The 23812-nt window shown below is 67.4% G+C and carries 30 protein-coding genes and 4 tRNA genes; 14 read left to right on the plus strand and 20 right to left on the minus strand.

Features of this window, described 5'->3' with window-relative positions; genetic code table 11:
• The first annotated feature begins 195 nt into the window (after positions 1 to 195).
• From NL241_RS14975 to NL241_RS14985, 3 genes are read left to right on the plus strand one after another with little or no spacing between them, the layout of a single operon-like run.
• Complete coding sequence (locus NL241_RS14975) at positions 196 to 1380, plus strand: glycosyltransferase family 4 protein (protein WP_494397942.1); 1185 nt, start codon at positions 196 to 198, stop codon at positions 1378 to 1380.
• The gene (locus NL241_RS14980) at positions 1277 to 2287 is read left to right on the plus strand and encodes a glycosyltransferase (protein WP_494397943.1); all 1011 of its coding nucleotides are present in this window, start codon (positions 1277 to 1279) and stop codon (positions 2285 to 2287) included. The genes NL241_RS14975 and NL241_RS14980 overlap by 104 nt, the downstream gene beginning before the upstream one ends.
• Positions 2284 to 3120 carry a glycosyltransferase family 2 protein gene (locus NL241_RS14985; protein ID WP_494397944.1) on the plus strand — a complete coding sequence of 279 codons (837 nt, stop codon included), beginning with the start codon at positions 2284 to 2286 and terminating at the stop codon, positions 3118 to 3120. Before NL241_RS14980 ends, NL241_RS14985 begins: the two co-directional genes overlap by 4 nt.
• Here the strand turns inward: NL241_RS14985 and msrB are convergent.
• From msrB to NL241_RS15005, 4 genes are read right to left on the minus strand one after another with little or no spacing between them, the layout of a single operon-like run.
• Positions 3083 to 3511 carry a peptide-methionine (R)-S-oxide reductase MsrB gene (gene msrB, locus NL241_RS14990; protein WP_487692587.1) on the minus strand — a complete coding sequence of 143 codons (429 nt, stop codon included), beginning with the start codon at positions 3509 to 3511 and terminating at the stop codon, positions 3083 to 3085. The two genes, NL241_RS14985 and msrB, sit on opposite strands and share 38 nt — an antisense overlap.
• A gap of 25 nt (positions 3512 to 3536) precedes the next feature.
• The gene (aftC, locus tag NL241_RS14995) at positions 3537 to 4835 is read right to left on the minus strand and encodes an arabinofuranan 3-O-arabinosyltransferase (protein WP_494397945.1); all 1299 of its coding nucleotides are present in this window, start codon (positions 4833 to 4835) and stop codon (positions 3537 to 3539) included.
• A 20-nt stretch (positions 4836 to 4855) separates the two neighbouring features.
• Entirely contained in the window at positions 4856 to 6412 is a 1557-nt protein-coding gene (locus NL241_RS15000) for an alpha/beta fold hydrolase (protein ID WP_487692589.1), read from the minus strand.
• A gap of 52 nt (positions 6413 to 6464) precedes the next feature.
• A complete protein-coding gene (locus NL241_RS15005; protein ID WP_494397946.1) occupies positions 6465 to 7238 on the minus strand; it encodes a pyrimidine reductase family protein in 774 nt (257 codons plus the stop codon).
• On the opposite strand from NL241_RS15005, the gene zapE reads away from it, so the two are divergent.
• On the plus strand, positions 7237 to 8331 hold the full coding sequence (gene zapE / locus NL241_RS15010) for a cell division protein ZapE (protein WP_494397947.1): 1095 nt from the start codon (positions 7237 to 7239) through the stop codon (positions 8329 to 8331). The genes NL241_RS15005 and zapE overlap by 2 nt on opposite strands.
• On the opposite strand, the gene NL241_RS15015 is transcribed toward zapE, so the two are convergent.
• From NL241_RS15015 to NL241_RS15040, 6 genes are read right to left on the minus strand one after another with little or no spacing between them, the layout of a single operon-like run.
• Complete coding sequence (locus tag NL241_RS15015; RefSeq protein ID WP_487692594.1) at positions 8328 to 8861, minus strand: GNAT family N-acetyltransferase; 534 nt, start codon at positions 8859 to 8861, stop codon at positions 8328 to 8330. The genes zapE and NL241_RS15015 overlap by 4 nt on opposite strands.
• Positions 8858 to 9352: a hypothetical protein gene (locus tag NL241_RS15020; RefSeq protein WP_494397948.1), complete on the minus strand. Its 495-nt coding sequence runs from the start codon at positions 9350 to 9352 to the stop codon at positions 8858 to 8860. Before NL241_RS15020 ends, NL241_RS15015 begins: the two co-directional genes overlap by 4 nt.
• A 52-nt stretch (positions 9353 to 9404) precedes the next feature.
• The gene (locus NL241_RS15025; protein ID WP_494397949.1) at positions 9405 to 9827 is read right to left on the minus strand and encodes a PPOX class F420-dependent oxidoreductase; all 423 of its coding nucleotides are present in this window, start codon (positions 9825 to 9827) and stop codon (positions 9405 to 9407) included.
• 40 nt (positions 9828 to 9867) lie between these two features.
• Positions 9868 to 10458 (minus strand): methylated-DNA--[protein]-cysteine S-methyltransferase, encoded by a 591-nt coding sequence (locus NL241_RS15030; protein ID WP_487692597.1) that lies wholly within the window; start codon positions 10456 to 10458, stop codon positions 9868 to 9870.
• Positions 10455 to 10919: an RNA polymerase sigma factor gene (locus tag NL241_RS15035; protein WP_494397950.1), complete on the minus strand. Its 465-nt coding sequence runs from the start codon at positions 10917 to 10919 to the stop codon at positions 10455 to 10457. Before NL241_RS15035 ends, NL241_RS15030 begins: the two co-directional genes overlap by 4 nt.
• 41 nt (positions 10920 to 10960) lie before the next feature.
• Entirely contained in the window at positions 10961 to 11668 is a 708-nt protein-coding gene (locus NL241_RS15040; protein ID WP_494397951.1) for a Clp protease N-terminal domain-containing protein, read from the minus strand.
• Between the two features lie 130 nt (positions 11669 to 11798).
• Here NL241_RS15040 and NL241_RS15045 point away from each other — a divergent pair, with 130 nt between their 5' ends.
• Entirely contained in the window at positions 11799 to 12020 is a 222-nt protein-coding gene (locus tag NL241_RS15045) for a hypothetical protein (protein WP_494397952.1), read from the plus strand.
• A 291-nt stretch (positions 12021 to 12311) separates the two neighbouring features.
• Positions 12312 to 12917: a hypothetical protein gene (locus NL241_RS15050; RefSeq protein ID WP_487692602.1), complete on the plus strand. Its 606-nt coding sequence runs from the start codon at positions 12312 to 12314 to the stop codon at positions 12915 to 12917.
• A 59-nt stretch (positions 12918 to 12976) separates the two neighbouring features.
• On the opposite strand, the gene NL241_RS15055 is transcribed toward NL241_RS15050, so the two are convergent.
• Together NL241_RS15055 and NL241_RS15060 are read right to left on the minus strand one after the other, a co-directional pair.
• The gene (locus NL241_RS15055) at positions 12977 to 13456 is read right to left on the minus strand and encodes an SRPBCC family protein (RefSeq protein ID WP_494397953.1); all 480 of its coding nucleotides are present in this window, start codon (positions 13454 to 13456) and stop codon (positions 12977 to 12979) included.
• A complete protein-coding gene (locus NL241_RS15060) occupies positions 13453 to 13650 on the minus strand; it encodes a hypothetical protein (protein WP_487692604.1) in 198 nt (65 codons plus the stop codon). Before NL241_RS15060 ends, NL241_RS15055 begins: the two co-directional genes overlap by 4 nt.
• Positions 13651 to 13941: 291 nt before the next feature.
• Between NL241_RS15060 and NL241_RS15065 the strand changes: the two genes are divergently transcribed.
• The 3 genes from NL241_RS15065 to NL241_RS15075 are packed head-to-tail and all read left to right on the plus strand — an operon-like array spanning position 13942 to position 17982.
• Positions 13942 to 15141 carry an LLM class flavin-dependent oxidoreductase gene (locus tag NL241_RS15065; protein WP_494397954.1) on the plus strand — a complete coding sequence of 400 codons (1200 nt, stop codon included), beginning with the start codon at positions 13942 to 13944 and terminating at the stop codon, positions 15139 to 15141.
• An 8-nt stretch (positions 15142 to 15149) separates the two neighbouring features.
• Positions 15150 to 16526: an NtaA/DmoA family FMN-dependent monooxygenase gene (locus tag NL241_RS15070; protein ID WP_494397955.1), complete on the plus strand. Its 1377-nt coding sequence runs from the start codon at positions 15150 to 15152 to the stop codon at positions 16524 to 16526.
• Entirely contained in the window at positions 16498 to 17982 is a 1485-nt protein-coding gene (locus tag NL241_RS15075; RefSeq protein WP_494398314.1) for an aminotransferase class I/II-fold pyridoxal phosphate-dependent enzyme, read from the plus strand. Before NL241_RS15070 ends, NL241_RS15075 begins: the two co-directional genes overlap by 29 nt.
• Positions 17983 to 17986: 4 nt before the next feature.
• On the opposite strand, the gene NL241_RS15080 is transcribed toward NL241_RS15075, so the two are convergent.
• The 7 genes from NL241_RS15080 to NL241_RS15110 form a co-directional block, all read right to left on the minus strand.
• Positions 17987 to 18379: a hypothetical protein gene (locus NL241_RS15080; RefSeq protein ID WP_494397956.1), complete on the minus strand. Its 393-nt coding sequence runs from the start codon at positions 18377 to 18379 to the stop codon at positions 17987 to 17989.
• A 68-nt stretch (positions 18380 to 18447) separates the two neighbouring features.
• Positions 18448 to 18663 (minus strand): death domain-containing protein, encoded by a 216-nt coding sequence (locus tag NL241_RS15085; RefSeq protein WP_487692609.1) that lies wholly within the window; start codon positions 18661 to 18663, stop codon positions 18448 to 18450.
• A 119-nt stretch (positions 18664 to 18782) separates the two neighbouring features.
• Positions 18783 to 18857: transfer RNA gene (locus NL241_RS15090), tRNA-Val, on the minus strand.
• Positions 18858 to 18870: 13 nt separating this feature from the next.
• Positions 18871 to 18944: transfer RNA gene (locus NL241_RS15095), tRNA-Cys, on the minus strand.
• A 26-nt stretch (positions 18945 to 18970) separates the two neighbouring features.
• Positions 18971 to 19043: transfer RNA gene (locus NL241_RS15100), tRNA-Gly, on the minus strand.
• 106 nt (positions 19044 to 19149) lie between these two features.
• Positions 19150 to 19566, minus strand: a complete 417-nt coding sequence (locus NL241_RS15105; protein WP_494397957.1) for a DUF6636 domain-containing protein — start codon at positions 19564 to 19566, stop codon at positions 19150 to 19152.
• Between the two features lie 100 nt (positions 19567 to 19666).
• Positions 19667 to 20680, minus strand: coding sequence for an alcohol dehydrogenase catalytic domain-containing protein (locus NL241_RS15110; protein ID WP_494397958.1), 1014 nt, complete (start codon positions 20678 to 20680; stop codon positions 19667 to 19669).
• Between the two features lie 138 nt (positions 20681 to 20818).
• On the opposite strand from NL241_RS15110, the gene NL241_RS15115 reads away from it, so the two are divergent.
• Positions 20819 to 20959 (plus strand): hypothetical protein, encoded by a 141-nt coding sequence (locus NL241_RS15115; protein WP_487692612.1) that lies wholly within the window; start codon positions 20819 to 20821, stop codon positions 20957 to 20959.
• Between the two features lie 18 nt (positions 20960 to 20977).
• Here the strand turns inward: NL241_RS15115 and NL241_RS15120 are convergent, their stop codons facing one another.
• On the minus strand, positions 20978 to 21175 hold the full coding sequence (locus NL241_RS15120) for a hypothetical protein (protein WP_494397959.1): 198 nt from the start codon (positions 21173 to 21175) through the stop codon (positions 20978 to 20980).
• Positions 21176 to 21390: 215 nt separating this feature from the next.
• Here NL241_RS15120 and NL241_RS15125 point away from each other — a divergent pair.
• From NL241_RS15125 to NL241_RS15140, 4 genes are all read left to right on the plus strand, one after another.
• Positions 21391 to 21465 (plus strand) — tRNA-Val (locus NL241_RS15125).
• A gap of 179 nt (positions 21466 to 21644) precedes the next feature.
• Entirely contained in the window at positions 21645 to 22085 is a 441-nt protein-coding gene (locus NL241_RS15130) for an ATP-binding protein (RefSeq protein ID WP_487692615.1), read from the plus strand.
• 77 nt (positions 22086 to 22162) lie between these two features.
• Complete coding sequence (locus tag NL241_RS15135) at positions 22163 to 23545, plus strand: PP2C family protein-serine/threonine phosphatase (protein WP_487692616.1); 1383 nt, start codon at positions 22163 to 22165, stop codon at positions 23543 to 23545.
• Between the two features lie 48 nt (positions 23546 to 23593).
• Positions 23594 to 23812, plus strand: coding sequence for a DUF3072 domain-containing protein (locus NL241_RS15140; RefSeq protein ID WP_494397960.1), 219 nt, complete (start codon positions 23594 to 23596; stop codon positions 23810 to 23812).

Raw genomic sequence — 23812 nt, forward strand, 5'->3', positions numbered from 1 at the left:
CCCCGCAGCCCAGCGGGGATTACTGAATATTGTTCCCTTCCGAAAGGCTCACTTTTCCGTGCTCGTTGCCACTGTGCCAGCGACAACAATGCGCGTCCTGTCGTGGGCGCAGTCGGGTCCCATCGTGGGCCACTCCACCGCCGGACGCGACAACCGCTTGGGCGCAGTCGATTTCGGTGTGCGCGGGAGGCAGACGTGAGCCCGCGGCTGCGTATTGCGTTGATCGCCTCGAATCGGTTCCCGATCAGTCAGCCATTCGCCGGCGGCTTGGAAGCCCATGTGTGGCACCTGGCCCGCGCTTTGGCCGGAGCGGGCCACGACGTGGTGCTCTACGCCGGCGAGGGGTCGGATCCCGAACTCGGCTGCGCGACACTGGAAGTGCATGAGCTCACGCTTTCCCCTGCGGCACAAGGTGATTCGTCGATGCCGGCTCATCAGTTCATGACCGATCATCACGCGTATCTGAGCTTGATGATGCAGTTGTCCACCAGCGGCGACTTCGACATCATCCACAACCACAGCCTGCATCACCTGCCGGTGGCCATGGCGCCGTTGCTCAGCACCCCGATGTTGACGACGGTGCACACCCCGCCCACGCCGTGGATGGAATCGGCGGTGGCGGTGACCGGCGGTGTCGGCACCCGGTTTGCCGCCGTCAGCCGGTACACCGCCGACGCCTGGAACCACGCCATCGACGACATGACGGTGGTGCCTAACGGTGTGGACATCGACAGGTGGCCGCAAGGTCCCGGCGGAGCGGGCCTGGTCTGGTTCGGCCGGCTCACCCCGGAGAAGGGCACACATCTGGCCATCGAGGCGGCCAGGCGGGCCGGTCTACCGCTGAAAATCGCCGGGCCGATCTCGGATCCGGCGTACTTCTGCCGGTCCATCGCCCCGGAACTCGACCCTGACATCTGCTATGTCGGCCACCTCGACCAGACGGCACTGGCGGATCTGGTCGGCAATTCGGCGGCCGCCTTGGTGACGCCGACCTGGGATGAGCCGTATGGGCTGGTGGTCGCCGAGGCAATGTCGTGCGGCACCCCGGTGGTCGCATTCGCCCGCGGTGGAGTGCCCGAGATCGTCGGGCCGCCGAGCGGCCGGTTGATCGCACCCGATGACGTCGACGCCATGGCCGCTGCCATCCCGGCGGCGATGGAGCTGGACCGGACACAGGTGCGCCGGCACGCGGTGCTGCGATGCTCGGCACCGGCGATGGTGAGCACCTACGTCGACCTGTACCGCAGCATGATCAACGACACGACGGACGGGATTGATGATCGGGTACTACGTCCATCACCAGGGCCGGGGTCATCTCAGCCGTGCGGTCAGCATCGGCCGGCAGCTGCAGCGGCCGGTTACCGTACTGACGTCGCTTGAGCTGACCGGAGCGCAACCGTTCACGCAGACCGTCACCCTGGCCTGCGACGACACCGCTGACGCGGTGGCCGAACCCACCGCGCACGGTGCCCTGCACTGGGTTCCGCATCATGACGCCGGCCTGAGGACGCGGATGCAGACCATCGCCCGCTGGGTCGCCGACGCCCGCCCGGAAGCAATGGTGGTCGACGTGTCGGTGGAGGTGGCCACGTTCGTCCGGCTGCTGGGTGTGCCGGTGATCGTGGTGGCGCAGCCCGGCAAACGGGTCGATGCCCCGCACCTGTTGGTGTACCGGCTGGCTGATCACATCATCGCCCCATGGCCCCGTGAACTGTGCGAGCCACCGTGGCTGCGTTCCTACGCGAACAAGACCAGCTACGTCGGGGGCATCAGCCGATTCGAGGGCAGGCCGAGGCCCGCCGGCGAGGGCGGCGACATGCCCACCGTGCTGGTGCTGGGCGGGGCCGGGGGATCTGGCCTCGACGCCGAGACGGTGGCAGCGGTGGCCGCGGACAACCCGGCCTATCGGTGGACATCCCTGGGTGTGCCGGGTGGCCCTTGGACCCCCGATCCGTGGCCACAGATCTGCGCCGCCGACGTCGTGGTGGGACACGCTGGACAGGGTTGCGTCGCCGACATCGCCGCCGCGGAGAAACCCGCGGTGATCATTCCGCAGACCCGCCCGTTCGACGAGCAGCGCATGACCGCGCGGGTACTGCGCCAGCACGCGCTCGCCGTCGTCGCCAACAAGTGGCCGGCCAGGCGCGCCTGGCCCGCCCTGCTCACCCATGCCCGGTCGGCGGACACCACCCGATGGCGACGCTGGCAGGTCCCAGGCGCCGCGGCCAGGGCGGCGGCGGCCATCGAAGAGACCGCCCGGCGCTGTGGGAAGGAGGCGACGCGATGAGGACAGCAGTGATCACCATCGTGCACGGCCGCCACGGCCATCTGCGCCGCCAGCTCGACGGGCTCGCGGCCGGTATCCGTCGGCCCGATCTGCATGTGGTGGTCGCATTGGCAGATCCCGCCGTCGCCGAGGTCGCCGGCAACGCTGCTCGCGTGGTGCGCTGCGATGGGGATCCGGCGGCGCTGCCGCTGGCGCAGGCCCGCAACATCGGTGCCGCGGCCGCGCTGGCCGACGGGGCGCAGCTGCTGGTCTTCCTGGACGTCGACTGCATCCCGGGCCGGAACCTGTTGTCAAACTATCTTTCGGCGGCACAACTGCCCGCCCATCACGGCGCGCTGCTGTGCGGGCCGGTCACCTATCTGCCACCCGCCGGACCCGACGGCTACGACCTGGCGAGGCTGGCGGTGAACCCGCATCCGGCCCGTCCCGCTCCGCCCGACGGCGAGGTGGCGGTCAGTGACGAGTACCGGTTGTTCTGGTCGCTGTCGTTCGCGGTCACGGCCGCGACATGGCAGCGGATCGGCGGCTTCTGCCCGCTCTACCGTGGTTACGGCGGCGAGGACACCGATTTCGCGCACTGCGCGGCTGCGGCCGGAGTGGGCCTGCGCTGGGTGGGAGGCGCCCACGCGTTCCACCAACACCACCCGGTGTCGAATCCGCCGGTGCAGCACCTCGAGGACATCCTGCGCAACGCGCAGGTGTTCCACCGGCGCTGGGGCTGGTGGCCGATGACGGGCTGGTTGGATGCTTTCGAGGCCCGCGGCCTGATCCGACGCGACGCCGACGGCACACCGGTCAGCCTTTCGGCACCAGCTTCAGCGAGATCGAGTTGATGCAGTACCGCTGATCGGTGGGCGTCGGGTACCCCTCACCGGTGAACACGTGGCCCAGATGACTGTGGCAATTGGCGCACAGCACCTCGACACGCTTCATCCCGTGCGAGGAGTCCGGACGTAGGATCACCGCATCGGAATGTGACGGGTCGAAGAACGACGGCCAGCCGCAGTGCGACTCGAATTTCTCTGTGCTGCGGAACAATTCGGCCCCGCACGCCCGGCACTGGTACACGCCTTCGGTCTTGGTGTCGGTGTATTCGCCGGTATAGGCGCGCTCCGTGCCGGCCTGCCGTAACACGGCGAACTCCGCCGGGCTGAGCTTCTCGCGCCATTGGTCATCGGTCAGGGCGACCTTCGGGCTGGGCAGCTCTGACAAATGCCCGCTCATGCGCGATCCGCTGCTCGCTGAAAACTCATGCGCCTACGCTATCGCGCTGCTGCCGAGGCGTCATCCATGGCGGATCGATTCCCTGCTCCAGGCGGCCGTCGGCTTTGGCGTCCAGATACCGGAAGTACAACACGGCGAAGATGACGATCAGCAGCAGTGACCAGCCGTAGGTGATCTTCATGTACTCCAGGTACCGGCCCGTCGTCGGCCAGTGCCACAACAGGAACCGGTCCATGGTGAAGAACCCGTAGATCGCCAGCCAGGCCGGCCAGTTACGGATGACCGAATTCGGCAGCACCACCGTCATGACGAACGGGAACAGCATCATCGAGTAGTAGCCCTGGCCCAATGAGAGCACCAGGTACGAGGCGGTCAGCAGCACACCCGAGGACGTCAGCAGCCAGAACAGCGGGTCCCGGGTGCGGTAGTAGCGGTACAGCAGCACCAGACTCGCCACAGCCAAGAGCCCGAACAGGATTCGCAGTGCCAGGATCAGCCACATCGGCAGCCCGTAGTAGATGCCGTTACCCAGGATCGACGAGTTGAAGTAGTCACGGGTGCTCAAGATGTAGGGCACCGTGCGTTCGATGAAATTCATCGGATCACTGGCCAGGGGCCAGGCGGCGATGTTGAACAACAGCGGCACCCCGAACGCGCCCACCAGCGCCCGCCACTGCCGGCTGAGCACAGGCAACAGCAGCAGGGGTGCGAGGGAGGGTTTGACCACCAGGGTGAAGCCGATGGCGATGCCTGCCAGCCATTCGCGGCTGCGTCGGCCGTCTAGCAGCCACAACAAGAACAGCACCTCACCCAGCAGGATCCAGCCGTTGATGTTGGTGTAAACCAGTGTGCTGGTTACCGATTCGGTGAGGAACATCCCCAGGATCAGGGCGGGCAGCGCGGCCGAGGTCCACGACAGTTTGAAGATCTTCAGCAGGATCACCGCCGAGGCCAGGATGGCCACTGTGCTGAGGGCGATGAACCAGTACCGCGAGGCGTCGACGGGCAGGTAACCGAACGGCGCCAGCAGAAGCGTGCCCCCTGGGGGGTAGAGATAGTGCGGGTCGACGTGGTTGAAGTTCTCGTTGTAGATGTCCCAGCCGAGCTTGAAGTTGACGACGGCGCGGTAGACGGGACCGAAATCGTCGGTGATGTAGCCGTTGGTGGCCAGTACGTAGCTGCGGTGGAACACCGACATGATCGCCAGCGGCCACAGGATGGACCGCAACACCGTCGCGACACTCGGGGGAGTGGTGCGTGGGCGGAATGCTTTCAACAGGCGGGTGCGTGCCGCGTCTACTGCCGTCACGTGCGCACCGTACACCGGAGCCGGATGGCGATGGGTCAGGCGGGGCAGTAGGTGTCGGTCGGCGGTGCTTTGCCGCTACCGAGGTAATCCAGCAACGGGGCCATGGCACACGCCGAGTACACCGAGGCGCCGTGCCCGATGCCCTGCCACATCACCCGCCGGCTTCCTGCCCCCGCGTTGATGATGGTGGCCGCGGTGGCCGCCACCCCGTCCGCGCCGACGATCGGGTCGTTCTGGACACCGAGGAGCAGCACGTCGGTCTTGAGGTCCTTCGGGTCCTCGGGGGCCTTGCCGCTGGGCCAGTTCAGGCACTTCACCAGGTTCAGTGCGGCAACCTCACCGAACTGCGGGTACTGGTCGTTCCAGGCGACGACGAGCTCGCGCACCCGGTCGGGGGTCGGGCGGTTCAGGGCGTCGCTGCACCGGTTGATGAACTGGCCGTCGGACTCGCGCAGTGCCTCCGCCTGGTTCATCAGGCTGGTCAGCTGGTTGTCATCGCCGCCTCGGGCCGCGGCCAGGGCATCGGCGAGCTTGTTGGTGCTCGTCACGCGGTCCCCGTCCGGGAAGGCCAGTGCGGTGACGATCGCGGTGACCAGTTGCGAGGCCGCCGCGCCGCCGGGGCCGCGGCCGTCGCGGGCCGCGGAGATCAACGAGGCGACCGCGGCTTTGGGGTCGGGGCCCAGCGCACAACCGATGGCGGCGCACTGGGTGGCGAACGCGTCCAACGCGGCCTGCTGGCCGCGCACCTGTTGTTCGGCGGCGGCTTCGGCGGATATCGCCAACGGCAGGGGCGAGTCGAGCACCAGCCGCGACACCTTGTCGGGGTGGGCCCCGGCGTAGGCGAGCGCCACCTGTGCGCCGTTGCCGATCCCGAGCAGCGCCAGCGCGGGTACGTCCCACATACTGCGCAGCCGCTCCAGATCCTCGGCGGCGTGCGCATTGTCATAGGCGCTGTCGCCGGGGGCGATGGTGTCGGTGCAGCTGGTGGTGGCCGTCATGGTGATCGCACCCAGGTTGGCCACCGGGTCGTCACCGGGTTCGAACTGCGCCTGGTCGCGCATCTCCTGGCGGTCGAAGAGGTCTCGGCAGTCCACCGGGCTGGACATCCCCATGCCGCGCCGGTCGATGGCGACGATCGGATGGCTGTTGAGGATGTCGGCGCCGGCCCGGGACAGCCAGACGGGCAGCTGCTGTGACGTCGGCATGTCCGATCCGGTGGTGAACACCACCGGACCCGCGTCGGGCGGCGTCTGCACCGAGCGGGCCCGCACCACACCGACGGTGATCGTGCCGGTGGCCCCGGCGATCGGGTCGAGGTCGGCGTCGTAGGTGGCGCAGTCCAGCTTGATCGCCGGCGGGGCGGGCAGCGCGGCATCGGCGAATACCTGAGAGGTGCACTCTCGCCAGGGCAGGTCGTTCTTCGGCGCTGCGATGGGCGGCGGGCCGTCGGGTGCCTCGGAGCTGGTGGTCGGGCTGTCGCCGTCGCGCCCGACGTCGGTGGCGTAGCGCGGATTGGCCGCCAAACCCGGCGCGCATCCGGCCAGCAACGCAGCTACTGCGACCAAAGCGGTGAGGTGGACGGGCCGATTCATGCAGCCCACAGTAGCGATTGGCGCGCTGTGCCCATGCGCTGTCCGCCGGCCCTCATGCGTCCCGGACGTAGCGGGTGTACAGGTACCCGGCCTGATCGGCGATCAGGTGTACCCGCTTCATCGCCGTCAGACGGCCGCGTGCGTCGTGGGCGATGCGCCCGGACTCGCCGCCCACCACCGTGGGCGCGATCGTCAGGCACAGTTCGTCGAGCAGGCCGGCGCTGATGAACGTGCCCAGCAGACTGGGACCGCCCTCGGTGAGCACCCGCAGCAGTCCCCGCGCGGCCAGCACCGTCACCAGCGTGGCGGCGTCCACCGACTGGGGATCGGCGCCCGAGCAGTCCAGCACCTCGGCGGCGGGACCGAGCAGCGACCGCGCACCCGGCGCGGCGTCGGCCGAGGTAAGTACCAACGGCGGCACCTCGGTCTGGGTGAACACCAGCATGTCCCGGTCCAGCCGGCCGCTCCTGCTCACGATCGCGATGGGCGGCACCTCGGCCTGACCGCGGGCCTGGCGCTCCTGCCGCTGCGCCACCGTCAGTTGCGCACCGCCGTAGTTCTCGGCGCGCACGGTGCCCGCGCCGACCACGATCACATCGGCCAGCTCCCGCATCACCTTGAACAGCGCACGGTCGCCGGAGCCGGCCAACCCGCCGGACTTGCCGTCGACGGACGCGCCGCCGTCCAGGCTGCTGATGAAATTCGCGCGCACCCAACATGTTCGAAGCTCTTCGGGATATTGGTAGAGCGTCGGCAGCATGGCCTCGTCGACGGTGCCAGTGCCGGTCAGCAGTGTGAGCTGTGTCCCAGGGTCGGGTTGCGCCATGAGTTCGATTGCAGCACGTCGCTACAGTGCCTGCATGAACGCCCCCACCTCCTCGGCCTCGGAGGCCCCGGCGCTGGCGCACCTCGTTGACCGCCGCCCGACCGTGTCACCGGAGCGGTTGATCGCTCAGCTGGTTCCGCCGCCGACGTTCACCGACGTCAGTTATGACACCTACCGCCCGGATCCGGCCGAGCCCAGTCAGGCCGCTGCCGTGCAGAAATGCCGTGCGTTCTCGGAGCAGGCCGCCGAGCGGCGGGCCGGTAAGAAGAAGCTGTTCGGCAAACGGGAGGTACTGCCCGGTGTCGGCCTGTACCTCGACGGTGGATTCGGTGTCGGCAAGACCCACCTGCTGGCCTCGACGTACTTCCAGCTGACGGCCACCTCGCCCGCGCCCGCGGCGTTCGCGACCTTCGGCGAACTGACCCAGCTGGCCGGGGTGTTCGGCTTCGTCGAGTGCATCGAGTTGCTGGGCGAGTACGTGGTGGTGTGCATCGACGAGTTCGAACTCGACGACCCCGGTAACACCACTTTGGTGTCGCGGATGCTCAGCCAGTTGGTGGAGCGTGGTGTGTCGATCGCCGCGACCTCCAACACCTTGCCCGAACAGCTGGGCGAGGGACGTTTTGCGGCACAGGATTTCCTGCGCGAGATCAACACGCTGTCGCAGATCTTCACCACCGTGCGCATCGAAGGCCCGGATTACCGGCACCGCGGCCTGCCGCCGGCGCCCGAGCCGCTGTCCGATGACGAGGTGTCCTCGCGAGCGGCCTCCGTGCCCGGAGCGACACTCGATGGTTTCGACGCGCTGTGTGCACATCTGGCCACCATGCATCCGTCGCGTTATCTGACCCTGATCGAAGGTGTCAGCGCGGTGTTCCTCACCGGCGTGCACGCCCTCGACGACCAGAATGTGGCGCTGCGGCTGGTGTCGCTGACCGACCGGCTCTACGACGCCGGCATTCCGGTGGTGGCCTCGGGTGACAAACTCGACACCGTGTTCAGCGAAGAGATGCTGGCCGGTGGCTACCGCAAGAAGTATCTGCGGGCCACGTCGCGTCTGTTGGCCTTGACCGCGGCCGGGATGGAGCTCTAGACGGGTCGGGTCAGCACGTAATCGTGCTCGACGCCCTGGCCCAGCCGGAAGCTCTTGGTGCCGGTGACGGTGAACCCCTGTTTGGTGTAAAACCGTTGCGCGCGTTGGTTTTCCTGGTTCACGCCGAGCCACATACTCTTGGCGCCCCGGCTCACGGCGTAGTCGATGGCCGCCGACATCAACGCCGCCGAGGCCGCGCCGCCGTGACTGCTGGGCAGCACGTAGATCTTGGACAGCTCCACCGTCGGGAGCACCGTCACCGCCTTCTGCACGTCGGGATCGTCGGGCAGACCGCGGATCAGCATCGCGTAACCCACCGCGGCGGTTCCGTCGCGGGCCACCAGCACGGCCCGGTGGGGATCGCCGATGTATTCGGCGAACTTCTCGGCCGACAGATTGGTGGCGATGAACTCGGCGATGTTCTCGGCGGTCGCCGACGGCGGGCAGGCCAGCGGGAAGGTCTGGGCGGCGACGTCGGCGAGGTCCTGGACATCGGCCGCCGTGGCGGCAGAGACGTGCAGTGCGGTCACATGTTCCATTGAGCCAGACGGACACCGGTCTTCTTGTCCACCAGCACCACGTTGGTCACCAGGTCGCGGTAGCAGTCCCAGTACACCCAACCGGCGACCGTCGACCCGGCCGGGGCGTTCAGCAGATCGTGCTGCAACGCATCAGGTGCATCGCTGTTGCGCGGCTCGTAGGCGTCGCCGGTGGGAGTGACGCCGCGGAACCAGAACGACACCCCCATGGCGTAGGGAACCGGCATTTCCCTGGCCTGCACCACCACCTGCGACTTCCACACCTGATGCCGCGGCGCGCGGGGTGGGTAGCCGAAGCCGGGCGGGATCTCCGAGGGCACCGGCGCCAGCACGGTCACGTCGGCGACGATGCCCAGGTACTCGACCCGCAGGGTGTCGCCGATCTTGCCGATGACGGTGCCCGCAGCGCTGGCAGCCGGGCTGACCAGGCTGAAGCCCAGCACTGCGGTCATAACGGTCAGGATCGACAACCATCGGCGCATGTGTCGCATGATGACATATCGGACAGGTGTCCACAGCCGGTTGGGTCCAGCTCTAGTCGATCCAGGGTCCTACGCCGCCCACCTTGTCCACGACGATTCTGGTGAGGTACCCGGGCGGCGCATCCGCCGGCGGGAACCCCGAATCCGGACCGGCCAGCGTCGCGGCCAGCTCGCGCAGCAGCTCCGGTGCGCCGCCTTCGACGATGCGCGCTGTGCCGGTCACCGACAGGTACGGCAGCATCACCGCCGACATGGCGTTCGACACGATCGTCACGGCCACCCGCCCGTCACGGCGCACATTGCGCACCTTCTTGTGTTCGGTCAGGTGTGCGACCACCAGCTCGTCATCGGTTTCACCGGGTTGCAGTGCCACCCACACCAGACTGACCTGCGGGCTGCCGTCGGGATTGAGGGTGACCAGGGTTGCGTTGGCGCCCGGCCCGATCAGCTCACGCGCGGCCTCGTTGAGTTTCATGACGAGTGCTACGGGCGGCGGCTCGATTTCATTCCCGCGCTCACGCCGCCTCGAAATCCAGCAGGGTCAACTTGGCTGCCGCGCCGCCGGCGTACTGGCCGGGTGAGCCGTCCGAGCGGACCACCCGGTGGCAGGGGATGACGACCGGCAGAGGGTTGCGCGCGCACGCGGAGCCGACGGCGCGGACGGCGCGCGGACTGCCGACGGCGCTGGCCACCTCGGCATAGGACTCGCGGCGGCCGTAGGCGATCTCGCTCAGGTGTTCCACCACTGTGCGCCGGAAACCTTGCGCCAAGCGCAGATCGAACGGCAGCTCGAAGGCGGTGCGGTGGTGCCGGAAGTACTCGTCGAGTTGGCGGGCGGCGTCGTCCAACCGAATCGGTGAGCGCAGGATGCGCGGACTGATCCGCTGTGCCAAGGACGTCAGCACCGCGTCATGGTCTTCCACCGCGAAGGCCACCCGGACCAGACCGACGTCGGTCGCAGCCAGCAACAGCGCACCCACCGGGGTGTCCACGGTGCGGTAGGTGATGTCGAGCAGCTCCTGCTGGTGGGCGGTGGCCGCCAATCGTGTGTGCAGGCGCGACAGCGTGGCATCGTCGCCGGATGCAGCGAACATGTTGGTAGTCATGCGGATTCGTCCTCCCGGTAGTGTCTGCGCAGCGCGGCGATGCCGTCGGCGGCGGCGCGCCGGGCCGCCGCGGGGGAGTTGCCCAACAACTCGGCGATCTCGGCGAACGGCAGGCCGGCAATGTGGTGGTAGGCGACGGCCTGACGTTGTTTGTCGGGCAACTGTCGAATCGCGTTCCACAGCGCGCTGTGGTCGGTGTCGTGAGTGGGCCGTTCCGGAATGGTGTCCGTGGGGGTGGCCCGACGGCTGCGGGCCCGGCCGATGTCGATGGCCCGCCGGTGCGCGATCGTCACCAACCACGCCTCGACATTGGCGTCGGGGGCCAGGCCTGGGTAGGCCCGAAGCGCCGACAGGAAAGTCTCGGACCAGGCGTCCTCGGCGTCGTCGGGCCCGACGACTGCGCGACATACACGCAGAACCGTCGGCCCGTGCTGGGCCACCACCTCTTCGAACGGACGCACACTCACATCATGAAGACGTTCGCGGCGGCGCGAATGTGAGCTCAGCTCTTGGACAGTGATTCCAACACGGTGACCAGATCGGCGTCGATGCGGTCCTTGTCGACACCGGCTCGCCGCAGGGGACCGTCGGCGTCTTCGGATTCCAGCAGCGCCAGCAGCATGTGCTCGGTGCCGATGTAGTTGTGTCCCAGTCGCAGCGCTTCCCGGAACGTCAGCTCCAGCGCCTTTTTCGCCTGCGCATTGAACGGCACCAATTCCAGCCTCTCGCCGCCGGTTGGGGGAAGCTCGATGTTCGCCCGCACCGCGTCGGGCGCAACACCTTGGGCCAGCAACAGCCGGGTGGCCAGCGCGTCGGCGTCACCCAACACGCCGAGGATCAGGTGTTCCGGGGCGATCTGCTGGTTACCGCCGTCACGGGCGGCGTCCTGGGCAGCCATCACGGCGGCTTTGGCGCGCGGAGTGAACCGGGTGAATCCCTCGTTGGGGTCGATGGTGTCGCCTTTGGGGACGAAGCGCTTCTGGGCGGCTTGTTTGGTGACGCCCATGGACTTGCCGATCTCGGTCCACGACGCGCCCGAGCGGCGCGCCTGGTCGACGAAGTGTCCGATGAGGTGGTCGGCCACCTCGCCCAGATATTCGGCGGCCAGTACCGCGTCGGTGAGTTGCTCCAGGGCGTCGCTGTGAACGCTCTTGATCGCTCGGATGAGGGTGTCGAGACTGACGGCGTCTTTCGCGGGGGATGTGCTCATGCGTCAACCGTAGGTTGACGACGCCGGACCGTCAACCAAAAGTTGACGCGGCGTGTCTCATCAGTAACAACTGTCACTTATGTCACAGTTTTACCAGCCCACCTGCGAACTCGCCCATCGGAGGCCAGCCATGCGTCCCATCCTTCTCGGCTTCGCGGCCGTCGCCCTGTTCTTCGGCAGCCTGGTGATGGCACCACTCACCTCCGAAGTCGCATCGTCTAGCTGCCAACCGGGGCAGGTGGTCAACGCCGAGCAAGCCGGCATCGGGTGCGAGACCGGGTGCCCGCCGGGGATGTTGGACGCTCGGACCGAGACGTGCGTCGCAGCGCCGTTAGGCCCGCCCGCGCTGTAAATCGATCGATCGGCCCGCACGGTGTGTTGCTGGGCGCCATCTCGCCCTCGCGTCCCCACCTCGCCGCGGCACCGGATTCGCTGCGTCACCACCCGCTCTGTCGCACCGCGCAGAGTGCGTCCGGCATCCTCTCGCGTGTGCTGAGTTTTCGACCCGAGTGCCGTGCACGCCGTTCAGTGCCTGCTCGGACGGCGTGTCGTCGGTCGGCGAGTTCGCCGAAGTTCGGAAGTTAGCGCGTCTTTGCTTTAAGCTGGCGTGCGGAATTGACGAGGTTGCGATCGAGGGGCCCCAATGAAACGTCCGAACCGGCACTCAGCCGCCATTTTGCTGGTGGGCGCGGCGATGACCGCAGCCCCGATGGCGCTGGCCACGGTCGTCACTCCGGCGATCGGCAACGCTGAGTGCGTCCCCAACGGTGGTGGCGCGTCTGCCTCCCCGATCGGTGCGTCCGTAGGCGGAGGCGAGGTCAAGTGCACCGCGGCCCCCGCGGAGGAGCCCGCGAACAACGAGCCGAAGAACGAGTGGGGTTTCAACCCGAACCTCACTCCGGCGGAAAACCTGGCGAACCTGCCTGCGCCTCAGCTCAGTGAGCCGCTGGTGCAGACCTCGCTGATCGATGATGTGCCGGTGGAGGTCGCGCCCACGCTCGGCCTGCCCGGAATCGGTGTCGGCGTCAACCTGTGGCCGGATCTGACGCCCATCGTCAACGGCGTCACCGGGGCGGCCGTGGGTGCGGCCCTGCCGTCGCTGCCTCCGCCGCAGTTGCCCAACCTGGCCCAGCTGCCGCCGCCGCAGTTGCCGGATCTCACCAAGATCCCGCCGCCTCAGGCGCCGCCGCGCCTGATCCCGTTGATGTGCGGTCCGCAGATCACGCCGTTCTTCACGCCCTGCATCTGATCATTCGTTGAGGCTGCGGTTACGTCGATCCTTCGGCGTCACCGCAGCCTCGATGCTTTTCAGCCCCGCGGATAGCCGCGGCGCACCGTGCGGTCCAGAATGCCCAGCGTGGCCCGCAACGCCAGCTCGGAGATCACCGGGAAAATCCCGGCGTCCCGCCACTTCTGATCGATCGCCGACCAGTCGTAGAACGATGTGACGACGGTTTTGTCCCCAGCGGGTTGGAGCCGGTAGCCGTAGACGTGACCGATCTGCGGCTTGATCTGCCCCAGGATGGTCCAGGCGATCGCTGCTTCCGGCTCGAATTCGGTGATCTGCACTGTCACGTCGTAGCGGCCCATGTCGGGGAAGTCGTTGAGCGCTTCCCGATCCATGTGCACCACGAACTCGTCGCCCACCGCCGCTGCCGGCTCGCCGGTGGCGCCTTGCAACATGCCGGAGGAGTCGATGGCCACATGGCCCTGCGGATCCCGCAGCACGGCGAACACCTCTGCTGCCGGCGCGGTTATGGTCCGCTGTACCTCGATGCGGTCGGTCATCGAACCAAGGCGTAATCGGAGGCCGAATCCCGGCGCCCCCGGATCATCGCCACCACCAGGGCAATGGCCCCGAGTTGCAGAGCACCGACGACTACCAGCGGCCACAGCGCACCGGCGATCGCACTGAGCAACCTCGTGTGGGCGCCCGGCCCGGCGATGTCACGCCAATGTCTGGCCAACGCAAAAGTGACCACAGCAGTGATCCCTGCGCCCACGAGGTACAAAAGCACCGCTGCTTCAATCACTGCAAAGCCTCCCAACGTTTCATCGGGTTCCAGATTCCCGATTTGGCGAGCGCCAAAACCCGCCGCTGCGTCCAACGGATCCGCAGGGCCGCAGCATTCCGGGGCAGTTGGCATCAGGCTGCGCACATCCCTCGCCCGCGGCCTCGATGAGTCGGACACTGGAACACGGGGTGACCCCGTGTGGAATGTTCCCGACACCCACCGGGTTGCCCCTGAGAACGTCACCGAAAGGAATGCGCTGTGTCCGGTTCCTCGGATCATCTACATCTCGCCGTAGCGCTCGACGGTGCCGGCTGGCACCCCGCCGCATGGCGCGAATCCGACGCCCGCCCCACCGAGTTGCTGACCGCCCGGTACTGGGCTGACCTGATCACCGAGGCCGAACGGGGTCTGCTGGATTTCGTCACCATCGAGGATGGTCTGACGCTGCAGTCCGACGACAAGCTTCGGGTGGACAGTCGTACCGACCGGGTGCGGGGGCGCCTGGATGCGGTGCTGATCGCGTCCCGCGTGGCACCGCTGACCCGTCACATCGGTCTGCTGCCCACCGCCATCACCACCCACACCGAGCCGTTTCACCTGTCGAAGGCCATCGCCACCCTGGACTATGTGAGCGCGGGCCGGGCCGGGGTGCGCATCCAGGTGGCGCCCAATCCGGCCGCGGCGGCGCATTTCGGCCGGCGACAGATCCCCGCCCTGCCGGACACCGGATTCCAGAGCCCGCAGGGGCAGGCGCTGGCCGCCGAGTTGTTGTCCGAGGCCGCCGACTACATCGAGGTGCTGCGCCGGCTGTGGGACAGCTGGGAGGACGACGCCGAAATCCGCGACGTCGCCACCGGACGGTTCATCGACCGGACGAAGTTGCACTACATCGACTTTGAGGGCGACTGGTTCTCGGTCAAGGGACCGTCGATCACCCCGCGCCCGCCGCAGGGCCAACCGATCGTGGCCAGCCTGGGCCACGGTGAGCCCGCCTACAAGCTGGCCGCCGGCGGCGCCGACGTCGCTTTTGTCACCCCGCGTGATGCGGGGGAGGCCCGCTCCATCGCCGAGCGGATCGCCGCACTACGACCCGCCGGTGCCGAGTCGGTGCGGGTGTTCGCCGACCTGGTGGTGTTCCTCGCCGACAGCGGTGAAGCGGCAGCGCAGCGCAAGGCCCGTCTCGATGACCTGGCCGGTGCTGAATTCAGCAGCGACGCGAAAGTTTTCGTGGGTACACCCGTCGAGCTGGCGGACGTGTTGCAACAGTGGCACGCCGCGGGTGCGGCGGGCGTGCGGCTGCGCCCCGCCACCTTGCCGCACGATCTGGCACAGATCACCACCGGACTGGTTCCGGAGCTGCAGCGGCGCAACCTGTTCCGTGACGGCTACCGGGCCGCCACCCTGCGGGAGACATTGGGGCTCGGCCGCCCCGCCAACCGTTACGCCACGGCGTCTTAGGAGTGCCAATGAGCAAGCCACTGAAGCAGATTCACCTCGCCGCTCATTTCCCCGGTGTCAACAACACCACGGTCTGGAGCGATCCGGCCTCGGGCAGTCACATCGAGTTCGACTCGTTCGTGAAGTTCGCCCAGACCGCCGAGCGCGGCAAGTTCGACTTCATGTTCCTGGCCGAAGGCCTGCGTCTGCGTGAACAGAACGGCCAGATCTACGACCTGGACGTGGTCGGTCGCCCCGACACCTTCACGGTGCTGGCCGCGTTGGCTGCGGTCACCGAGCGGCTCGGGCTGACCGGGACCATCAACTCGACGTTCAACGAACCCTATGAAGTGGCACGGCAATTCGCGTCTCTGGACCACCTGTCCGACGGGCGGGCCGCGTGGAACGTCGTCACCTCCTGGGATGCGTTCACCGGCGAGAACTTCCGCCGCGGCGGGTTCCTGCCCGAGAACCAGCGCTACGAGCGGGCCGAGAGCTTCCTGGAAGCGGCGCATGTGCTCTTCGACTCGTGGCACGGCAATGAAATCGTCGCCGACAAGGAACGCGGAGTGTTCCTGTCCGACGCCGACGCCGGGGCGTTCACCTACTCGAATCCGCATTTCGACATCAGTGGCCGGTTCAACGTGCCGCGCAGCCCGCAGGGCCGGCCGGTCATCTTCCAGGCCGGCGACTCCGACCACGGCCGTGAGTTCGCCGCCGCGGCAGCCGACGCGATCTTCTCCCGGCACGGCACCCTGAAGGAGGGCCAGGCGTTCTACACCGACGTCAAGCGTCGCCTGCCCGCCTATGGGCGGCGGCGCGACGAACTGCTGATCCTGCCCGCCGCGACCTTCGTTCTCGGCGACACCGACGCCGAGGCCGCCGAACTGGCGCAACAGGTTCGGCTGGCACAGGTGTCACCGGCCACCGCCATCAAGTTCCTGGAGCAGCTGTGGAACCGCGATCTGTCCGATCACGATCCGGACGGGCCGCTGCCCACCGTCGACCCGATCGTCGGTGAGAACACCATCGCCCGCGGCCGGGCCAGCGTGCGGATGTACCGCGATCCGATCGCGACGGCCAACGAATGGCGCGCCAAGGCCGAAGCCGAGAACCTGACCACCCGCGAGCTCATCGTCGAAGTCACCGGCCGGCAGAGTTTCATCGGCTCGCCCGCCACCATCGCCGAGTCCATCAACGAACTGGTCCAAGCCGACGCCAGCGATGGGTTCATCCTGGTGCCGCATGTCACGCCCAGCGGCTTGGATCCGTTCGTGGACAAGGTGGTGCCACTTCTGCAGGAGCGCGGGGTGTTCCGCACCGAATACACCGGGACCACCCTGCGTGACCATCTCGGACTCGGGTACCCGGGCGGGCATGACCAACTCGCCGGAGTCGCGCTCTAAACAGGACGAGGCCCCGCTGCTGGACGCAGTGGCCGATTACCACCGACGCAACCGCTACGGATTCACTCCGCCCGGGCACCGGCAGGGCCGGGGCATCGACAAGCGCGTCGCTGAGGTTCTGGGCGTCGAGGCGTTCCAATCCGATCTGCTGGCCAGCAGCGGGCTCGATGACCGGCAATCCAGCGGCGGTTTCCTGTCGCGCGCCGAAGAGTTGATGGCCCACGCGGTGGGGGCCGAGGCCGCCTTCTTCTCCACGTGCGGCAGCTCGCTGTCGGTCAAGGCCGCCATGATGGCCGTGGCCGGTGGAGTGGACGGCGGCTTGCTGTTGAGCCGTGACAGCCACAAGTCCGTGGTGGCCGGGCTGATCTTCTCCGGAGTACAGCCGCGCTGGGTGCACCCTCAATGGGACGCCGAACACCACCTCTCGCACCCGCCGTCGCCGGCGCAGGTCGACGAAGCCTGGGAGCGTTACCCCGACGCCGCCGGAGCGTTGATCATCAGCCCCAGCCCGTACGGCACGTGCGCCGACATCGCCGGTATCGCCGAGGTGTGTCACCGTCGCGGCAAGCCGCTGATCATCGACGAAGCCTGGGGTGCGCACCTACCGTTCCACGAGGATCTGCCGACGTGGGCGATGGACGCCGGCGCCGACGTGTGCGTGGTGAGTGTGCACAAGATGGGTGCCGGGTTCGAACAGGGGTCGGTGTTCCACGTCCAGGGCGAGCTGATCGACCGGGACCGGCTCTCGGCGTGCGCCGATCTGCTGATGACGACGAGTCCCAACGTGCTGGTGTACTCCGCGCTCGACGGTTGGCGACGCCAGATGGTGCAGCACGGTCACGAATTGCTCGGAGCAGCGCTCGATCTGGCGCGTGAGGTCCGCGCTGCGGCGAGCGAGATCGATGGGGTGCTCGTGCTCGAGGAGCAGCTGTTGGGTGCGGAGGCCTCTCATGATCTGGATCGCCTGCAGGTGTTGATGGACGTGTCCGAGACGGGGACGTCGGGCTATCAGGCAGCGGACTGGCTACGCGAACAGCGCTGTATCGACGTCGGCATGAGCCATCACCGCCGCATCCTGGCCACCCTGTCGTTCGCCGATGACAGCGACAGTGCCGATCGATTGCTGGCGGCGCTGCACGACTGGCGTGCGGTGGCGGAGTCGTTCCACAAGCCCCCGGCCGTCGAACTGGCCTCACCGGAGGAACTGGAACTCGAAACCGTTCTGTTGCCGCGCGATGCCTTCTTCGGACCGACCGAAATGGTGGACGCGGACAAGGCGGCCGGGCGCATCGCCGCGGAGCAGATCACGCCGTACCCGCCCGGAATTCCCGTGGTGGTGCCCGGCGAACGGTTGAACCAGCCGGTGATCGACTACCTGAGGTCCGGACTAGAGGCCGGGATGGCACTGCCGGACCCGGCGGACGGGTCGCTGGCGAAGATCCGGGTGGTGGCCTGAGGGCTCAGAAAGCGTAGACGTTCTCGACCGAGATGAAGATGCCGTGGCCGGTCGAGGTATTGGTGAACCGGGTGCCGGTGATTTCGTGGTCGATGGTCCAGTTCTGCTGCTGATAGGTCTGACCGTAGGTCATGTTCGTGGTGGGGTCGTCGATCGCGATGTTGCCTTGCGCCCAGTAGAAGCCTCCGTCACCGGTGCTCACGACGAGGTCGTCGTTCGCCGGGGCTTGGACGAACGCGCCCTGGCACACCACGTGGGGGCCGGGGCGGCCGTCATCGTGGTTTTCGGTGACAGCGCACAGGACCCGTCCCGATTGGGTGCGGTAGTTCTGGGCGGACGCGGTAGCGGGCCAGATGAGCGTCATCGCGGTCAGTACGAGCGCACCGGCGATCTTCATACGGATCCCCCAACAGGTGTGATTGGTCGTGAACCGTATCGGAACACGACCGTCCGCCCGTTACGTGCTCAGGCTTGCGCCACCCGCGCGGCGACGTAATCGCCGACCGAACCGGGCTGGACGTACTCCAGCGCCTCCAGGAGCAAGAGCTGGGGCCGGTGGGTGTAGGCCGGGTGTCGTTCCATCGCCGAGAGATGACGGACCTGCTCCGGGGTGAGACGGCCGGCCAGGGAACGCCAGCCGAGGGGCACGTCGACCGAGTCGACGGATGAGGTGAAAGGCATTACTCGAGTCCTTCCGTGGGTATGGAAGACACTCTGGCAGCGACCACCGACAAAAAACTTGGGGGTGCCTGTGCGGAGGCTAGGTGTTGCGCGGCGTTCGGCAAGACCTGCACGAATTGTGGTGCGCGATACTGGGATTGAACCAGTGACCTCTTCCGTGTCAGGGAAGCGCTCTCCCGCTGAGCTAATCGCGCCGGGTGACTCTGGTGGAGGTGGAGACGGGAATCGAACCCGTGTGCACGGCTTTGCAGGCCGTTGCCTCACCACTCGGCCACTCCACCATGGGGTTGATGCCTCTACACCCTCGAGCGGATGACGGGATTCGAACCCGCGACCCTCACCTTGGCAAGGTGATGCGCTACCAACTGCGCTACATCCGCGTGCTACGAGCGAGATCGTCGCTCGTTGCGAGGCATGACACTAATGCAATTACCTGGGCGGACACAAATCCCTAGTTCGGCGGGGGTTTCCACCCGGCGAACAGCCTCAGAACAGCTCGTATGCCTGACGCGAAATCGTGAAGCCGGCGCCGCTGGAGGTGTCCTGACATGTGATCCCCGCCTCAAGGCTGGTGCACGACATCACGCCGACGTCGACCGACTGCCCGAAGGCCAGCGGCTCGCCGGCCCACAACGCGGTGTCGCCGGCGCACACGAAAGCCGGTTGCTCGCCGGTGGCGAAGGCGATGCCCTGCCCGAAGTCGAACTCGCAGTCCTCCGGCCGCGGAGGGGCCGCCCAATCGCGGTCTGCGATATCGCAGCGCACGTAGTCGGTGTCGACATAGCAGCCGATGTTGCCGCTCGGGGAAGTGAAGCCCACCAGGTTCTGCGCGCCGGCAGGTGCCGCACACCACGCTGCGGCAACACCGACAGCAATAGCGGTGCCCAACACCTGCCGGATCATGCTGTGACCCTAGCGGCGAGAAGCGTCCTGAGCAGGACGAATCAGTGAAGCCCTGCTCGCTCCTCACCGCGCTCGTTCCTCGCGCGGCTCGGTCGACTCGCTAGACGGTCAGGACCATACGGTAGCGGGCCCGGCCCTCGTCCATCGCCGCGTAGGCCTCGGCGGCCTGAGCGAGCGGCACTTCCTGGATGCGGGCGCGCACCCCGGACTGCACTGCGAACTTCATGGTGTCCTCGACGTCGCGCGCCGTACCCGACGGGTGCCCGATGACGCTGATTCCCGGCGTGATCAGTTGCAGCGGGCTGATCGGCAGGGGATCGGGCGTCACCCCGACCACCACGAGCTCACCGCGGGGCAGCAGCCCGCCCACGGTGTCGCCCATGGCCTTGGAGTTGGCGGCCGTGGCCAGCACCACCGACACGCCGCCCAGGGCCTGCAGCGCCGCGCCGACGTCGCCGGCGGTGGAGTCGACGTAGTGGTGCGCACCGAGGTCCAGTGCGTCCTGCGCCTTGTCCGCGCCGCGGGCGATCGCGATGGTCTCGAACCCCATGGCCCGCGCGAATTGCACACCCAGGTGCCCCAGCCCACCGATGCCCAGCACCGCCACCCGGTCACCCGGTTTGGCCTTGGTCTCGCGCAAGCCGTGGTACACCGTTACACCCGCGCACGCCATGGGGCCGGCTTCGGCGAACGACAGCTCGTCGGGGATGCGGGCCAGCGCGTTGGCAGGCGCCGTCACCGATTCGGCATACCCGCCGGGGTAGTGCCAGCTGGGGATCTGACCGTTGGCGCAGTGGATGAAATCGCCCTTGTGGCACGACACGCAGCGGCCACAGTGGCCGCCGAACCACCCGACGGCCACCCGGTCACCGACGGCGTAATCCTGCACGCCCTCGCCGACCTCGGCGATGGTGCCCGCGATCTCGTGCCCGGGCGTCAGTGGCCACGTCAGCCCCGGGAAACCGCCGTTGACGAACGCGTGGTCGGTGCCGCACACCCCACAGGCGGCCACCGCGATGCGCACGTGGTCACGGCCTGGCGAGGTGGTCTCCACCTCCGCGAGTTCCAGCGCTGCGCCGGCTGATGCGACATGAACCGCCTGGTGTCGTGCCATCTCGTTCCTCACTGTCGGGCCCTGCTCGGCCGTGTTTTCTCATGTTTACCCGCGCATCGGTCGTGCGCGGAGTGAGTAGCGTGAACAGTGAGGGGCTTATTCCGGTGAAAGGCCAACCATGAGCACGTGGAGTGCACCATGACCACGGCCATCGTCATAGCGGTGGTCGCGTTCTTCGGGATCGCGCTGGTGGCCAGCCAGCTGGTGCGGCTGCGGGAGTGGCTGAAGAAGTCGCCGCCGTTGCCGCCGCCGATCGAGTTCCCCGACGACGAGAAGTGATGTGAAAAGCGCTGTCGTTCAGCGCAGTTCGCGACGCTTGCGATAACGCCGGCGCAGCCACGTCGCCAGCACGAAGATACCGGTGAAGATCCAGATCATCGTCGGACCACCGGGCGTGGTGCCGTAGTCGTCCTCGGGCTGCACTTCAGCGTCGGTAGCGGAGGTATCCACGCCGGGTGGGGCTGCCGTGGCAGGCGCGGGCACGTCGGTAGTCACGGAACTCTCGATGCTCATGGTCCTGTCGAAACGTATCGGGCCATCGCTGTGATGGCCGGGGCAGGCCGCCGGTGGGACACCTGCCGCTGCGGACGGCTTGTTACCGCCGAGTATAAGCAACGCCCAGGAGTGGTCGCAGCACGCGCAGGGCACCGAAGCGACCAGGCGATTCCAGGGCAGCGGCCTCCTCGTGCTAGTGTTCCTGCTCGTCTCACGGTCTCGTAGCTCAGTGGGAGAGCGTCCGCCTCACACGCGGAAGGTCGCTGGTTCGAACCCAGCCGGGACCACCACCCACTTCCGTCCGGAGTGGCCGCCTATGCCCAGACCCGGATCGCGATCGTGATGTCGCTGTGCCACAAGCGGTGTCGCCCAGCGCAAACTCCGTCGTCGACGGTGACGCGTTGATCACAAAGCAAAGCGACCTGCTCGAATGTGGTGCGATCCTCCTGCGACTGGGTACGCCTCCACCATGAATTCGTCAGCGCAGACGCCGGGTGCTCCGGCGCAACTCGTGCGCGCCGGCCCAGCCGACGCGCGCACCGCATCCGTGCTGCGCGACGATCTGATCACGTGGCTGGCCCAAGTAGCGGATCTGACGCCGGCGCGGCTCAGCGACATCATCATCAGTGCCTACGAGGCCCTGGCCAACTGTGCCGAGCACGCGTACGCCCACCGGCTCAGTTCGGGGGCCATGACCCTTCGTGCGATCTATGACCCTGGCGCACAAGATCTTTGCGTTTCGATTGCCGACCGCGGAACCTGGCATGACCCGCCGGAGCAACAGCCCACGCGGACCCGGGGTCGCGGTATCGCGCTGATGTGTGCGCTCGCCGACAGTTGCACCATCGACGGCCATCCGAACGGCACCACCGTGCAACTCCACTACGCCACATCGGTGACGAAAAACTGATCTGTCGCCTCAGGTTGAGGTATTGCTCGAGCCAAACGGTCGGCGACCTGACAAAATCATTGCCGAAATCCCCCGACATGCGGGGGAGCCACCTCGATCCGGGACCGACGATCAGTTACGACAATCTCACACCACTGGAGACCGCCGAGAGCGCCCGCGTCCGGGCGGTCGCGCGGTACCGCGTGCTCGATCTGCCACCCGAGCGGGTGTTCAACCGGATCGCCATCCTCGCCGCGAGGGTATGTGAAACCCAGATGGCCAAGGTATCGATCGTCGACCAGAGCCGGATCTGGTTCATGGCGGTGCACGGGCTGGACCCCGAGCTCAGGCAGGTAGGGCCCGCGGAAGGCCTGTGCGCCCTGGTCATCACCGATCAGCTTCCGCAGGTGGTGTCGGACGCGTTGGCCGACCCGCGCACGGCGGACAACATCTTCGTGCGCAAGCATGGGATCCGCTTCTATGCCTGTGCCCCGATCACCACCTCAGACGGGTACCGGCTGGGCACCGTCACCGTCATGGACTCGCGCCCGCGAGACAATCCAGAGGCGCATCTCGCGGTACTCGAGGACCTCGCCGCGATTGTCATGGAACAGCTGGAATGGCGGCTCGCATCACTGGATGCGATACGGGTCGAACGCTCGAAGCGTGATGCCGCCGAGGGGGCGCGCGACGACGCCAGGCTCGACCGTGACGACGCCCTGCGCAATCGTGATCTCGCCGAACGTGAGCGCGACGTGATCCAGGAGTACGCGACGGCCCTCCAACAGACCCTGCTGCCGCCGTCGTTGCCGGACATCGCGGGAATGGACGTGGTTTCCCACTACCATCCGGCCTCACCTCGCCAGGTCGGCGGCGACTTCTACGACGTCTTCGGCTTGGGTAACGACCGTTGGGCGTTCTTCATCGGTGACGTGGAAGGGCACGGTGTCGGCGCGGCCGTGGTGACGTCACTCATCCGTTACACCCTGCGTGCCGCCGCGCTGCACCACGCCGACCCCAGGGATGCCCTCGCCGAGCTCAATTCGATCCTGCTGCGTGAGATGGAGCCGCGGCGCTTCTGCACCGTACTCTTCGGCACGCTGCAACCCGCTGACGGCGGAACGGGGTTCACTGTCACCATTGCCACCGGGGGCCACCCGCCGGGACTGCTCCTGGACCCCGCCGCCGACACGGTCACCCACGTGCGATCCAGCGGCGGCATGCTGGTGGGCGCGGTGCGCGAGGCCGCCTTCGAGTTGTGCACCGTGCATCTGAACCCCGGCCAGACGCTGTTGTTCTTCACCGACGGGATCGTCGAAGCCCGCCGGGGTGCAACACCGTTCGACGAGGAGAGCCTGGCGGCCTATGCGCTCGAGCGCGCCGGGCCGGGGCCCCGCGGGCTGATCAAGGACCTCGCCGCGCTCATCCCGACCCTGGAGCCCGACGACGACGTCGCCCTCTTGGCATTCGGCGCGCACTGACCTCCGAGCCCGTGTTTCGAACGCGTGTGCGACGGGCACTCCCGAGTCATGAGTACCGACCAGAACCGCGCCCCCAGTGAGACCCCCGAGAAGGATCCCGAAGACTGGGTCACCGGCGACGAACCGATGACCGGTCCGCAACGCAGCTATTTGCAGACCTTGGCCCAGGAAGCGGGTCAGGAGGTGCCGGCCGATCTGACCAAAGCGCAGGCCTCCGAGATGATCGACGCACTACAGACCAAGACGGGCCGCGGCACGGATCAGTGA

The sequence above is a fragment of the Mycolicibacterium sp. SMGY-1XX genome (assembly GCF_059132455.1).